General features: G+C 71.9%; 10 protein-coding genes. 3 read left to right on the top strand and 7 right to left on the bottom strand.

The window, feature by feature from the left end:
- Window positions 1-70 precede the first annotated feature (70 nt).
- Both C2865_RS24490 and C2865_RS24485 read left to right on the top strand, forming a co-directional pair.
- Window positions 71-2,569, top strand: coding sequence for a DUF4118 domain-containing protein (locus C2865_RS24490; protein ID WP_106400903.1), 2,499 nt, complete (start codon window positions 71-73; stop codon window positions 2,567-2,569).
- Complete coding sequence (locus C2865_RS24485; protein WP_106400902.1) at window positions 2,566-3,258, top strand: response regulator; 693 nt, start codon at window positions 2,566-2,568, stop codon at window positions 3,256-3,258. Before C2865_RS24490 ends, C2865_RS24485 begins: the two co-directional genes overlap by 4 nt.
- A gap of 38 nt (window positions 3,259-3,296) precedes the next feature.
- Here the strand turns inward: C2865_RS24485 and C2865_RS24480 are convergent, their stop codons facing one another.
- The 6 genes from C2865_RS24480 to C2865_RS24450 form a co-directional block, all read right to left on the bottom strand.
- Window positions 3,297-5,804 carry a sensor histidine kinase gene (locus C2865_RS24480; protein WP_106400901.1) on the bottom strand — a complete coding sequence of 836 codons (2,508 nt, stop codon included), beginning with the start codon at window positions 5,802-5,804 and terminating at the stop codon, window positions 3,297-3,299.
- Between the two features lie 20 nt (window positions 5,805-5,824).
- A complete protein-coding gene (locus C2865_RS24475; protein ID WP_106400900.1) occupies window positions 5,825-6,739 on the bottom strand; it encodes a potassium-transporting ATPase subunit C in 915 nt (304 codons plus the stop codon).
- Window positions 6,736-8,871 carry a potassium-transporting ATPase subunit KdpB gene (kdpB, locus tag C2865_RS24470; RefSeq protein WP_106400899.1) on the bottom strand — a complete coding sequence of 712 codons (2,136 nt, stop codon included), beginning with the start codon at window positions 8,869-8,871 and terminating at the stop codon, window positions 6,736-6,738. The genes C2865_RS24475 and kdpB overlap by 4 nt, the downstream gene beginning before the upstream one ends.
- Window positions 8,871-10,532 (bottom strand): potassium-transporting ATPase subunit KdpA, encoded by a 1,662-nt coding sequence (gene kdpA, locus C2865_RS24465; RefSeq protein WP_106400898.1) that lies wholly within the window; start codon window positions 10,530-10,532, stop codon window positions 8,871-8,873. Before kdpA ends, kdpB begins: the two co-directional genes overlap by 1 nt.
- A complete protein-coding gene (gene kdpF, locus C2865_RS41890; RefSeq protein WP_106400897.1) occupies window positions 10,533-10,622 on the bottom strand; it encodes a K(+)-transporting ATPase subunit F in 90 nt (29 codons plus the stop codon).
- 339 nt (window positions 10,623-10,961) lie between these two features.
- Window positions 10,962-11,879, bottom strand: a complete 918-nt coding sequence (locus C2865_RS24450; protein ID WP_106400895.1) for a D-alanyl-D-alanine carboxypeptidase family protein — start codon at window positions 11,877-11,879, stop codon at window positions 10,962-10,964.
- 84 nt (window positions 11,880-11,963) lie between these two features.
- Here C2865_RS24450 and galT point away from each other — a divergent pair, with 84 nt between their 5' ends.
- Complete coding sequence (gene galT / locus C2865_RS24445) at window positions 11,964-13,055, top strand: galactose-1-phosphate uridylyltransferase (protein ID WP_232835798.1); 1,092 nt, start codon at window positions 11,964-11,966, stop codon at window positions 13,053-13,055.
- A gap of 30 nt (window positions 13,056-13,085) precedes the next feature.
- Here the strand turns inward: galT and C2865_RS24440 are convergent, their stop codons facing one another.
- Entirely contained in the window at window positions 13,086-13,718 is a 633-nt protein-coding gene (locus C2865_RS24440) for a TetR/AcrR family transcriptional regulator (protein ID WP_106400894.1), read from the bottom strand.
- Between the last annotated feature and the right edge of the window lie 86 nt (window positions 13,719-13,804).

Here is a 13,804-nt window from a genome sequence, read left to right as displayed (position 1 = left end):
CGAAGGGGAAAGGGCTCGTCAGCCGCCCGGTACAGGCACGAACACGACCGGCTGTAAGAATTGGCGTGTTATGACCGGCAGAGGGAAACTCCGTATCTACCTGGGCGCCGCTCCCGGCGTGGGCAAGACCTACGCCATGCTCGGCGAGGGCCTGCGCCGCCGCGAGCGGGGTTCGGACGTCGTCGTCGGCCTGGTGGAGCACCACGGCCGACCGAGGACGCGCGAGCTGATCGACGGCCTCGAGGTCGTCCCGCGCAGGGAGATGGACTACCGCAACGCCTGTTTCACCGAGATGGACGTGGACGCCGTCCTGCGGCGCGCGCCCGAGGTCGCCCTCGTGGACGAGCTGGCGCACACCAACGTGCCCGGCAGCCGCAACGCCAAGCGCTGGCAGGACGTCGAGGAGCTGCTCGAGGCCGGCATCGACGTCGTGACCACGGTGAACGTCCAGCACCTGGAGTCGCTCAACGACGTCGTGCGCAACATCACCGGCGTCGAGCAGCGCGAGACCGTCCCGGACGCCGTGGTGCGAGCCGCGGACGACATCGAACTCGTCGACATGTCCCCCGCCGCGCTGCGCCGCCGCATGGCGCACGGCAACGTCTACGCGGCCGAGAAGGTCGACGCGGCGCTGTCCAACTACTTCCGCGTCGGCAACCTCACCGCGTTGCGGGAACTGGCCCTGCTGTGGGTCGCGGACCGCGTGGACGAGGGCCTGGCCCGCTACCGCGAGCAGCAGGGCATCGACAGCACCTGGGAGACGCGGGAGCGGATCGTCGTCGCGATCACCGGCGGGCCCGAGGGGGGCACCCTGATCCGCCGCGCGGCCCGCATCGCCGCCCGCAGCGGGCGCAGCGAGCTGGCGGCCGTGCACATCGCCCGCGGCGACGGGCTCAGCGGAGCCGACCCCGAGGCGCTCGCCCGCCAGCGCGACCTGGTCGAGAGCCTCGGCGGCACCTACCACCAGGTCGCCGGGGACGACGTCCCGACCGCGCTGCTGGAGTTCGCCCGCGGGATCAACGCGACGCAGATCGTCATCGGCACCAGCCGCAGGGCGAACTGGCAGTACCTCTTCGGCCCCGGCGTCGGCCGGACCGTCACCGACCTGTCCGGCGACATCGACGTGCACATGGTCACCCACGAGGAGTCGGGGCGGGGCAAGCGGCCGCGCGCCGCGAAGGTACCCGCCCTGGGGCGGCGCCGCCAGGGCGCGGGCTGGGCGGTGGCGGTGGCCGGCCCGCCCCTGCTGACCCTGCTGCTGCACGCGTTCGGCGCGGGTTTCCCCCTGGCCTCCGGCCTCATGCTCTACCTGTGCGTGGCGGTGGTCGCGGCCCTGGCCGGAGGGTTGTGGCCCGCGGTGGTCGCGGCCGTCGCGGGCTCCGTGCTGGCGAACTGGTTCTTCGCCCCGCCGGTCCGCACCCTGACCATCTCCGACGGGGAGAACGTCCTGGCCCTGGTGTTGAGCCTGCTGGTGGCGGCCGCCGTCTCCGCGGTGGTCGACTCGGCCGCACGCAACCGGCGGGCCGCGGCCGAGGCGCGCACGGAGGCCGCCACGCTGAGCCTGCTGGCCACCAGCGTCCTGAAGGGCGAGTCCACCCTGCCCGCGCTGCTCCAGCGCGTTCTGGAGACGTTCGGCCTGGTCGGCGTCTCCCTGCTGGAGAAGGGCACCGGCGGCTGGACGGTCGCGGGCTGCGCCGGGGTGCCGTGCGCGGGGCCGGACGAGGCGGATCTGCGGGTCAAGGTCAACGACCGCCTCGTGCTCGCGTTGCGCGGCCAGACGCTGCCGGCCTCCGACCAGCGCGTCCTGTCCGCCTTCGCCTACCAGGCCGCCGCCGCCCTGGAACGCCTGCGCCTCTCCCGGGAGGCCTCGCGCGCACGGGAGCTCGAGGAGGCCGACAAGGTGCGGCTCGCGCTGCTCGCCGCCGTCTCCCACGACCTGCGCACCCCGCTGGCCTCGATCAAGGCCTCGGTCAGCAGCCTGCGTTCCAAGGACGTCGTCTGGGACCCCGAGGACGAGGCGGAGCTGCTGGCCGCCGTCGAGGAGTCCGCGGACGAGCTGGGCGGCCTGGTGGCGAACCTGCTGGACATGACCCGCCTGCAGACCGGCGCCGTCCAGCTGCTCCGCAGGCCCGTCGGGCTGGACGAGGTCGTGCTGAGGGCCGTCCGCGCCCTGCCCCTCGACCGGATCGGGCTGGACGTCCCCGAGACCCTGCCGTGGGCCGACGCCGACCCCGGCCTGCTGGAGCGGGCCGTGGCCAACGTGGTGGAGAACGCGCTGCGGCACAGCCGGACCCCGGTGCTGATCACCGCCAGCGGGCTGGGCGCGCGGCTGGAGCTGCGGATCGCCGACCGCGGCCCCGGGGTGCCCGACGCCGACAAGGCGCACCTGTTCGTGCCGTTCCAGCGGCTCGGCGACGCGCCCCGCGGCACGGGCATCGGGCTCGGCCTCGCCGTGGCCCGCGGCCTCACCGAGGCGATGGGCGGTACCCTCACCGCGGAGGACACGCCGGGCGGGGGCCTGACCATGGTCTTCGACCTCCCGGCGGCACCGGCCGGGGAGGCGGGATGACACGGATACTCGTGGTGGACGACGAGCCGCAGATCCTGCGCACGCTGCGCATCAACCTCAAGGCCCGCGGATACGAGGTCGACACCGCCCCCGACGGCCGGACGGCGCTGGACCTCGTCGCCCGGCACGGCCACGACCTCGTCGTCCTCGACCTGGGCCTGCCCGACCTGGACGGCGTCGAGGTCATCCACGGGCTGCGCGGCTGGACCCGGGTCCCGATCATCGTGCTGTCGGCCCGCCACTCGGCCGTGGAGAAGGTCGCCGCGCTGGACGCGGGCGCCGACGACTACGTCACCAAGCCGTTCGGCATGGACGAGTTCCTGGCCCGGATGCGCGCGGCCCTGCGCAGGGCCGCGCCCGCCGAGGAGCAGGCCGTCGTGGCCACCGCGGACTTCACCGTCGACCTGGCGGCCAAGCGGGTGACCCGCGACGGGGCGGACGTGCGGCTCACCCCCACCGAGTGGCACGTGCTGGAGATCCTGGTCCGCAACCCCGGGCGCCTGGTCAGCCAGCAGCAGCTGCTGCACGAGGTGTGGGGCCCGTCCTACGAGAGAGAGACCCACTACCTGCGCGTCTACCTGGCCCAGCTGCGCCGCAAGCTGGAGCCGGACCCCTCCCGGCCCCGCTACCTCATCACCGAGCCGGGGATGGGCTACCGCTTCGCCGGGCAGGCGCCCGCCTCCTCATAACGGCTGGAGCGGATCGCCGTCGACGACGAGGATTCTGGTCATCTGGTCCCCGGGTGGATGCGGAGTGAGACGGTCATGGTGAGGCCGCCGCCGGGCGTGTCCTCGGGGACGAGCTCGCCGCCCATCGCCTCGGTGAGGCCGCGCGCCAGGGCGAGGCCGAGCCCGGCACCGGTGTGGTTGTCGCGGTCGTCGAGCCGCTGGAACGGCAGGAACACCCGGTCCCGGTCGGCGAGGGGTATGCCGGGGCCGCGGTCGACGACCCGCAGCTCGACGCGGTCGCGGTGCGCGCTGGCGGTGACCAGGACCGGCAGGCCGGGCGGCCCGTACCGCAGCGCGTTGGAGACGACGTTGACGAGCACGCGCTCGAGCAGCGCGGGGTCGGCGTCGACGGCGGGCAGGTCGTGCGGGACCTGGACGGAGACCCCCCGCGCGGCGGGCCCGATCTCGTCCAGGGCGCGCGGCACCACCTCGTCCAGGGCGAGCGGCCGTGCCGTGATGCCCAGGGCGCCGACCTGCAGGCGGCTCATGTCCAGCAGGTTGGCCACGAGCCGGTCCAGCCGGTTCAGCGACTGGGCTGCGGTGTCGACGAGCTCGGCGCGGTCCTCGTCCGTCCAGTCGATCTCGGAGCTGTGCAGGCTGTCGACGGCCGCCTTGGCCGAGGCCAGCGGGGTGCGCAGGTCGTGGCTGACGGCGCTGAGGAGCGCGGTCCGCATGCGGTCGGCGGCCTCCAGCGGCCGCGCCTTCTCGGCCTCGGCCGCCAGGCGCTGGTGGCGCAGCGCGCCCGCGGCCTGGGCCGCGAACGCCTCCAGGATCCTGCGGTCGGACGCCGCGAGGGTGCGTCCGCGCAGGGCCAGGACGAGGTCCTCGGCGATCGGGATCTCGGTGTCGCCGTCCTCGGGGCCGGTGCAGGGGCGGCCGCCGACGGTCGCCACGATCCGCCAGCCCGATCCGGCTTCCGGGCGTTCGAGCAGCGTCACCGAGACCAGGCCGAAGGTCTCCCGCAGCCGCCCCAGCAGGCTGCCCATGGCGTGCTCGCCGCGCAGCACGTTTCCGGCCAGGCCGAACAGCACCTCGGAGTCGGCGTGCAGCCGGAGGGCCTCGCGCGAACGTTTCGCGGCCCGGTCCACGACGGCGCTCACCCCGACGCCCACCAGCACGAACACCACCAGAGCGATCATGTTCTCCGGCTCGGCGATGGTGAACCGGTGGACCGGCGGGGTGAAGTAGTAGTTGAGCAGCAGGAAGCCGCCGACCGCGGTGAACATCGCCGGCCACAGGCCGCCGACGAGGGCGATGCCGACCACCGCCGCCAGGTAGAACAGGATGTCGCTCGGCAGCGTCAGCCCGGTCCTGGCCTGGAAGAGCAGGAACGTGAGCAGCGGCAGGCCCAGGACGGCCAGCGCCCAGGCCCCGGCCCGGCGGCGGGTGGGCGGCCCGGGATCCCGAACCGGGCGTCTCTGTCCCTTGTGCGCCTGTTCGTGGGTCACCATGTGCACGTCGATCGAGCCGGACATCGCCGTCGTGGTCACCCCGACGCCGGGCCTCAGCATCTGGGCGAACCTGCCGCGCCTGGACACGCCCAGCACGAGCTGGGTGGCGTTGACGGCCCGCGCGAACTCCAGCAGGGCGCTCGGCACGTCGTCGCCGACGACCTGGTGGTAGCTCCCACCGAGGTTCTCGACGATCTCGCGCTGCCGGGCGAGCTGGACGGGCCGGGACCCGGACAGGCCGTCGCTGCGCGTCACGTGCACCGCGAGCAGGTCCGCGCCCTTGGAACGGGCGGCGATGCGGGTGGCCCTGCGGATGAGGGCGGCGCCCTCGGGGCCTCCGGTGAGCGCGATGACGATGCGCTCGCGGGCCTCCCACGTCCCGGCGATGCCGTGGTCGTCCCGGTAGCGGGCGAGCTGGTCGTCCACCTTGCCGGCGACCCACAGCAGTGCCAGCTCGCGCAGGGCCGTCAGGTTGCCGACGCGGAAGTAGTTGGACAGCGCCGCGTCGACCTTCTCGGCCGCGTAGATGTTGCCGTGCGCCATGCGGCGGCGCAGCGCCTCGGGGGACATGTCGACGAGCTCGACCTGGTCGGCGCGGCGCACCACCTCGTCGGGGATGGTCTCGCGCTGCGGGATCCCGGTGATCTTCTCGACGACGTCGTTCATCGACTCCAGGTGCTGGACGTTCACCGTGGACACGACGTCGATGCCCGCCTCCAGCAGGCGCTCCACGTCCTGCCAGCGCTTCTCCGTCCCGCTGCCCGGGACGTTGGTGTGCGCGAGCTCGTCGATGAGCGCGACCTGCGGGGCGCGGGCGAGGACGGCGTCGGTGTCCAGTTCGGTGAACTCCGCGCCCCGGTAGGTCACGACGCGCCTGGGGATGACCTCCAGGCCCTCCAGGCGGGCGAGGGTGCGGGCCCGGTCGTGGCATTCCACGAGCCCGACGACCACGTCGGTCCCCCGCTGGGCCCTGCGGCGGCCCTCGCCGAGCATCGCGTAGGTCTTACCCACGCCGGGGGCGGCCCCCAGGTAGATGCGGAGCCGACCCCTGGCCATGGATGTTCCCCTCTTCTCTCTCAGCCCTGGAAGGGCGCCGTCTCGTCGAGCGCGATGTTGAGGGTGAGGACGTTGACCGCAGGCGCGCCCATGAAGCCGAGGGCGCGGCCGGTGGTGTGCTCCCCGATCAGCCGCTCGACCCGGTCGACCGGGACGCCGCGGGCGGCGGCGACCCGCCCGGCCTGCAGCCGCGCCCACTGCGGGGAGATGTGCGGGTCGATGCCCGAGCCGCTGGCGGTGACCGCGTCGGCGGGGACGGCCGGCCGCTCGGGGGCGTCGCCCCTGACCGGCACCATCTGCCCCTCGCCGTAGTCCTCGCCGTAGGCGGCGCACTCGACCTTGACGCCCCTGTACTCGGCGATGAACGGGGCGGCGGGGCAGGCCTCGTTGACGCTGACGACCTTGACGGGGCGGGAGACGGTGCCCGTGGCGTCGCGGGGGCCGATCACCGACAGGACCGCGCCGACGCCGTCGTCCGTGCAGTAGGGACGGGAGCCGTCCACCCCGTCGAGCTCGCCGTACTTCAGGCTGCGGGCGCAGACCGTGGTGAGCAGCGACTCGCGCGCGTTCTCGTCCTCCTGGCCCGCCGCCACCAGCGCGGGGTCGGGCAGGATGTCGACGATGTCCTCCATGCCGCGGTTGCTCGCGGCGGTGGCCATCGGGTCCCAGCCGTCGCCGGCGTGGGACTCGCGGACCTGGAAGTACTGCTTCAGGGGGTCGCCGTTCCCGTCGAGGAACGGCTGGCCGATCAGCTCGCTGCCGACCCGCTTCCCGTCGACCTCGACATAGGAGCCTTCGGCCTTGCCGTTCAGGCCGGGGAGCCGGCCGACGGCGGTGATGACCAGCGGGTAGGCCGCCCCGCAGACGAGGGTGAGGACCAGCAGCGCGCGCAGCGCCGCCAGGTGCTGGCGCAGCCAGCCGGGCAGAGTGTTCATGAGGCGATCCCGGGGACGAACTGGATCAGAAGGTCGATGATCTTGATGCCGACGAAGGGGGCGAGCACTCCGCCGAGCCCGTAGACGGCCAGGTTGCGGCTGAGCAGCCGGGAGGCCGAGCTCGGCCGGTACCGCACGCCGCGCAGGGCGAGCGGGATCAGCGCGATGATGATCAGCGCGTTGAAGATGACCGCGGACAGGATCGCCGACTGCGGGCTGTCCAGCCGCATGATGTTGAGGGCGTCCAGGCCGGGGTAGAGGCCGACGAACAGCGCCGGGATGATCGCGAAGTACTTGGCGATGTCGTTGGCGATGGAGAACGTGGTCAGCGCGCCGCGGGTGATGAGGAGCTGCTTGCCGATCTCGACGATCTCGATGAGCTTCGTCGGGTCGCTGTCGAGGTCGACCATGTTCCCGGCCTCCTTGGCGGCGGAGGTGCCGGTGTTCATCGCCACGCCGACGTCGGCCTGGGCCAGGGCGGGGGCGTCGTTGGTGCCGTCGCCCGTCATCGCCACCAGGCACCCGCCGTCCTGCTCGGCCTTGATGAAGGCGAGCTTGTCCTCGGGCTTGGCCTCGGCCAGGAAGTCGTCGACCCCCGCCTCCTCGGCGATGGCCTTGGCGGTGAGCGGGTTGTCGCCCGTCACCATGATCGTCTTGATGCCCATGGCGCGCATGTGGTCGAACCGCTCGCGCATGCCGGACTTGACGACGTCCTTGAGGTGGATGACGCCCAGGACGCGCGCCCCGCCGTCGGTGATCTCGCCGACGACCAGCGGCGTGCCGCCCGCGGCGGAGACGCCGTCCACCACGTCGCCGAGCTCCGGGGAGACGATGCCGCCGCCTGCGCGGATCCAGTCGGCCACCGCGGACGCGGCACCCTTGCGGAGGCTGCGGCCGTCCACGTCGACGCCCGACATGCGGGTCTGCGCGGCGAAGGGGATCCACTCGGCGTGCGCGAGCTCGCCCGGGTGGCGTTCGCGCAGCCCGTACGCCTGCTTGGCGTACACCACGATGGAGCGTCCTTCGGGTGTCTCGTCGGCCAGCGACGACAGTTGCGCGGCGTCGGCCAGCTCCTGCGGGGAGACGCCGCCGACGGGGGTGAACTCCGACGCCTGCCGGTTGCCCAGGGTGATGGTGCCGGTCTTGTCCAGCAGCAGGGTGTTGACGTCGCCCGCGGCCTCGACGGCGCGGCCGGACATCGCCAGGACGTTGCGCTGCACGAGCCGGTCCATGCCGGCGATGCCGATCGCCGACAGCAGCGCGCCGATCGTGGTGGGGATGAGGCAGACCAGCAGGGAGACCATGACGAGGCCGGTCACCCCGTTCCCGTCCAGCGCCGCGGTGTCCGGGACGCCGGGGTTGCTCAGCCTGCCCCAGACGGCGAACGGCTGCATGGTGACGGTCGCGATCATGAAGATGATCGTCAGCGCGGCCAGCAGGATGTTGAGGGCGATCTCGTTCGGCGTCTTCTGCCGGGAGGCGCCCTCGACCAGGGCGATCATCTTGTCGACGAACGACTCGCCCGGCTTCTGGGTGATCTTCACGACGATCCGGTCGGAGAGCACCTTCGTGCCGCCGGTCACCGCCGACCGGTCGCCGCCGGACTCCCGGATGACCGGGGCGGACTCGCCGGTGATCGCCGACTCGTCCACCGAGGCGATGCCCTCGACGACGTCGCCGTCACCGGGGATGATCTGCCCGGCCTCGACCACCACGACGTCGCCCTGGCGCAGATCGGCCGCCGGGACCTCCTCCTCCCCGCCGTTCACCAGCCTGCGCGCGGTGGTGTCCTTCTTGGCCCTGCGCAGGGTGTCGGCCTGCGCCTTGCCGCGGCCCTCGGCCACGGCCTCGGCCAGGTTGGCGAAGACCACCGTCAGCCAGAGCCAGACCGCGATCGCGATCCCGAAGACGGTGTGCTCGCGGACGGCCAGGAAGGTCGCCCAGACCGCGCCGATCTCCACGATGAACATGACGGGGTTGCGCCACATGACGCGCGGGTCGAGCTTGCGCACCGCGAGCGGCAGCGAGGCCAGCAGCAACCTGGGGTCGAGCAGACCGCTGGAGACCCTGGCCGACGCCTGCTCGGACGCCTGCTCGGGCGCCTGCCGGGGTGCCTGCACGGGGGTGGACATCAGTGGATCCCTTCTGCCAGCGGGCCGAGGGCCAGCGCCGGGAAGAAAGTCAGGGCGACGAGGATGAGGGTGACGCCGGCGACCATGCCGACGAACTGCGGCCGGTGCGTCGGGAGCGTGCCCGCGGACACGGGGACGGGGGTCTGGCGGGCCAGCGACCCGGCCAGGCCGAGGGCCAGGATGATCGGCAGGAACCGTCCCAGCAGCATGCACAGGCCGAGCGCGATGTCGTAGAACCAGGTGTTGACCGTCAGTCCCGCGAACGCCGACCCGTTGTTGTTCGACGCGGAGGTGAACGCGTAGAGCACCTCGGAGAAACCATGGGCCCCCGGGTTGTTCATGCCCTCCCGCGGCCCCTCGAAGGCCATCGCGGTCGCGGTGCCGATCAGCACCAGCGCCGGGGTGACCAGGAAGTACATCGAGGCGAACTTGATCTCGCGGGCGCCGATCTTCTTGCCGAGGTACTCGGGGGTGCGCCCGACCATGAGGCCGGCGACGAACACCGTGATCACCGCGAGGATCAGCATGCCGTACAGGCCGGAGCCGACGCCGCCGGGCGCCACCTCGCCGACCATCATGTTCAGCATCAGCACGGCGCCGCCCAGACTGGTGTAGGAGTCGTGGAAGGAGTTCACCGCCCCGGTGCTGGTGAGGGTGGTGGCGGAGGCGAACATCGCGGAGTTCTCGACGCCGAAGCGCTGCTCGACGCCCTCCATCGAGGCGCCGACGGCCTCGGCCACGGTGCCGTGGTGGGCGACCTGCGCGGCGGTGGTGGCGGTGATCGACAGCAGTGCCAGCACGCCCATGACCGCGACGATCGCGTAGCCCTGCTTCTTCTGGCCGACCATGCGGCCGAACGTGCGGGGCAGCGAGGAGGCGATCACCAGGATCAGGAAGATCTCGATCCAGTTGGTCCAGCCCGTGGCGTTCTCGAACGGGTGCGCGGAGTTGGCGTTGTAGAAGCCGCCGCCGTTGGTGCCCAGCAGCTTGATGGCCTCCTGGGAGGCGACCGGCCCGCCGGTGACGGTCTGCGAGCCGCCGGTCACCGTGGTGACCGCCTGCGGGTCGGCGAAGTTCTGCACGACGCCGCCCGCCATCAGGACGATCGCGCCGACCGCCGCGATCGGCAGCAGGATCTTGAACGTCGCGCGGGTGAGGTCCACCCAGAAGTTGCCGAGTTCCTGTGTCCTCTTGCGCACGAACCCGCGGACGAACGCGATGGCGACGGCGATGCCGACGGCGGCGGACACGAAGTTCTGGACGGCCAGGCCGCCCATCTGGACCAGGTGGCCCATCGTGTTCTCGCCCGAGTAGGCCTGCCAGTTGGTGTTCGCCACGAAGCTGGCCGCGGTGTTCCACGCCACGTGGTCGGGCACGGGGTCGAGGCCCAGGTTCAGCAACAGCTTGTCCTGCAGCCTCTGGAGCCCGTAGAGGAGCAGGAAGGAGATCAGCGAGAACGCCAGGACGCTCTTGGCGTAGGTGCTCCACTTCTGCTCCGAGTCCGGGTCCACGCCGATGGCCCGGTAGATGCCGCGTTCCACCTTGTTGTGCTTGGTGGAGTTCAGCACCCGGTACATGTGGTCGCCCAGGGGGACGTGCACGAGGGCGAGCGCGACGAGCAGGGAGACGATGAAGACGACCCCCGCGGTGGTGGAGCCCATTTAGAACTTCTCCGGACGTATCAGAGCCACTATGAGGAACACGATCAATCCGACCGCGAGGACCAAGCCGATGATGTTGTCGGGACTCACAGGCGTCCCACCGCCTTCACGACGAGGCCGAGCACCGCGAAGACCGCGATGGTCAGCGCTATGAGCACGAGGTCTGCCATGGCTGTTGTTCTTCTCCGGTTCGCAGAGATCCGATGAGTGCCGGCACCGCCCCGTTGACGGCGCCGTAGAGAAGAAAACACCCGATTTTCGGATTTCCGGCGTGCGCTAACGCCTTCCATACGCCAAGGCCCGCGTTCTTTACGCGACTCATACGCCGGCCCCCCGCTCCCCCCGGAAACCGCACTCCAGAGCCCTGCCCGGAGACGGCGAAAGCCCCCGATCTCCGATCGGGGGCTTTCGCCGTCGTTCGCGGTCGTGTCATTCGCCCCTGAGGCGCGGCGGTGCCGGAGTGAGGGTGACGGCCGTCCTGGTGCCGTAGGCCCAGTCGAGCATCTTGACGGTGTCCTGGAAGCGCGCCTCGCCGGAGGAGCTCTTGAGGACGATGCCGTAGACCGTGTGCTTCTTGCGGCGGGCGCTGAACATGAAGCAGGCGCCCGCGGTGCCGGTGGTGCCGGTCTTGATCCCCCGCAGGCCGGGGTAGCCGGTGTTGTCCTCGTCGATCCCGCTGCCGCGCAGGAGCAGGTTGTGGGTGCGCAACGGGTACCTGCGGCCGGTCTCCGAGACGATGTCCTTCTTCACGGTCTTGACGATCGAGGCGAAGGTCTTGTTCTTCATCGCGTGGCGGGCGAGCTTGAGCTGGTCGGCGGCGGTGGTGCCGTCGCCCTTGGCGGGCTGGCCGTCGAACGAGGTGTAGCGGGTGTTCTTCATGCCGAGCCGCTTGGCCAGGGTGTTCATCTTCAATTGGGCTCCGAGGTGCCCGCCGGTGCCGCCGTAGGCCTCGGCGAGGGCGTAGGCGGCGTCACTGCCCGACTCGATGAGCATCGCCTCCAGCAGCTGACGGGCCGTGAGCACGTCGCCGGGGACGAGGCGGCTGTTGCTGGCGCCCCAGTCGTCGACCCAGTCCTTGTACTTCTGCCGGATCTTGATCTTCCTGCCCAGCCCGCCCCCGTCCAGGACCACCATGGCCAGCGCCACCTTGTTCATGCTGCCCACCGGCATGCGCTTGCCGGCGTTCCGCTTCCAGAGGACCTTCTTCGCGGTGGCGTCGTAGAGGATCGCGGAGGCGGCCGACACGCCCTTGGGCGCCTTGGGCCGGGCTCTGGCCTCCGCCGCCCCGACCGGGGCCACGGTGACCATCGTCGCGGCGAGGGTTGTCGCGGTCAGCTTCTTCAGCACCAGATGTCCCCTTGCGTCTAGTTCAACCCGAGCCCGGAGAGGCTATCGGGAGAACGTTCGAAAACGTTGAGATAGGTTCGAAACGTGTCAAAGAATGATCATGCCCTGCTGGTGCAGGAGCCGCTGCACCCGGTCGAGGGGCTGCTCTCCGACGGCCGTTCGATCACCTACTACGACGACGGGCCGGGACACGACCGGTCGGCGCCCGACACCCGCGGGCTCGCCCCGTCGGTCTCCGGGGCGCAGCTGCGGTTCGATCCGCTGACGCGGCAGCCGGTCCTGGTCGCGGCGCACCGCCAGGTCAGGACGACCGGCTCCGCGGCCGGCGACTGCCCGCTGTGCCCGTCGCGGCCGGGGCGTCCGACCGAGATCCCGGCGGACGACTACCACGTGGCCGTGTTCGGCAACCGGTTCTCCTCCCTGGGCGGCGCGGTCGGCGGCCGGACCGAGGTGGTGTGCTTCTCCAGCGACCACGAGCGGCCGGTGGCGGAGCTCCCCGCCGGGCGGCTGGCGACGATCGGCCGGGCCTGGGCCGACCGCACCGCGCGGTTGTCGCTGCTGCCCGAGGTGGAGAGCGTCTTCGTGTTCGAGAACCGCGGAGCCGACGTCGGCGCGACCCTGGCCCACCCGCACGGGCAGATCTACGCCTACCCCTACCTCCCCCCGACGCAGGCCGCCGTGCTGGACAGCGCCCGCGAGCACCGCGCGCGTACCGGGGGCTGCCTGCTGTGCTCGGTCGTCGAACGCGAGGCCGCCGGACCGCGCGTCGTCGCCGGGACGGACCGGTTCACCGCCTACGTGCCCGAGGCCGCCCGCTGGCCGTACGAGGTGCACATCGCGCCGCGCCGGTGCGCGGGCGACCTGGCGGCCCTGGCCGACGATGAGCGCGACGAGCTGATGGTCCTGTACGGGGACGTGCTCCGCCGGTTCGACCGCCTCTTCGACGACCCGACCCCCTACATGGCCTGCTGGCACCAGGCGCCCGTCCGGCACCGCGACGTGCTCGACCATTTCTACGGGCAGGTCTTCACGATCCGGCGGGCCGCCGACAAGCTCAAGTTCCTGGCCTCCAGCGAATCCGGGGCGGGCGCCTTCATCAACGACGTCGCCCCCGAAGCCGCAGCCCAGCGCCTGCGTGAGGCGGCCCGCCCTCTCAGCGCGCGACCCGGCCGGTGAAGTCGCGCCCCTTCGAGGGCGCGGCCGGGATCACGACGCCCGAGGGCTGTCCGCCTTCGAGCGGGTCGCGGCGGCTTCGACGGAGGGCGCGAGCCAGCGGTGCAGGAAGCCTCGCAGCTCGGCGGGGCTCCGCGCGGGGTCGCCCGGGTCCAGGAGGAGGGACTGCACGACGCGCAGAGTCCATTCGATCAGCTCGTTCCGCTGCTCGGGGCCGATCCCGGAGGCCTCCCAGTCCACCGCGGTCCGGTCGAGGAGGGTCCGGCCGATGACCCTCGCGGTGTCCGAGGTGACGCTCCGCAGCAGCGAATCGCCCCCTCCGGCGTCCAGGAGGAGCTTCAGGTACGGCTCCTTCTGGATCTGGCCGAGCGTGTAGGTCACCGCCTCGACCAGCGCCTCACCCGGATCGGCGACATGCCGGAGCCGTCGCGACAGGCGTGACAGGAAGGGCCGCACCCCGTCCAGCGCCGCGGCGATCAGCAGCGCCTCGGTGCTCGGGAAGTACCGGTAGACGGTCTGGCGGCTGATCCCGAGGGCCGCCGCGACATGGGCGATGGTGGTGGCGCCGCCGTGCTCCGCGACGCACCGGTGGGTCGCGTCCTTGATCCTGAGGACCGCCTCGTCGTCGCTCGCGGGTGGCGACCCGCCCCATCCGTGTGTGCGCACGCCCCCAAGGTACCGCCTTCCTTGACAGGACACAGAAGCAAATGTGTATTGTCAAAGGCCGGTGCCGCCGCCTCGGCCGCGCCCCG

The sequence above is a fragment of the Actinocorallia populi genome, from assembly GCF_002995495.1.
Taxonomy (GTDB): Bacteria; Actinomycetota; Actinomycetes; order Streptosporangiales; family Streptosporangiaceae; genus Actinocorallia; species Actinocorallia populi.
The sequence above is the reverse complement of the archived record's forward strand: the minus strand, read 5'-3'. Positions and strand labels throughout refer to the sequence as shown.

What these genes read in the sequence shown, in the direction of transcription:
- C2865_RS24490 (WP_106400903.1), top strand. Translation starts at nt 71, where the DNA reads ATGACCGGCAGAGGGAAACTCCGTATCTACCTGGGCGCCGCTCCCGGC.
- C2865_RS24485 (WP_106400902.1), top strand. Translation starts at nt 2,566, where the DNA reads ATGACACGGATACTCGTGGTGGACGACGAGCCGCAGATCCTGCGCACG.
- C2865_RS24480 (WP_106400901.1), bottom strand. Translation starts at nt 5,804, where the DNA reads ATGGCCAGGGGTCGGCTCCGCATCTACCTGGGGGCCGCCCCCGGCGTG.
- C2865_RS24475 (WP_106400900.1), bottom strand. Translation starts at nt 6,739, where the DNA reads ATGAACACTCTGCCCGGCTGGCTGCGCCAGCACCTGGCGGCGCTGCGC.
- kdpB (WP_106400899.1), bottom strand. Translation starts at nt 8,871, where the DNA reads ATGTCCACCCCCGTGCAGGCACCCCGGCAGGCGCCCGAGCAGGCGTCC.
- kdpA (WP_106400898.1), bottom strand. Translation starts at nt 10,532, where the DNA reads ATGGGCTCCACCACCGCGGGGGTCGTCTTCATCGTCTCCCTGCTCGTC.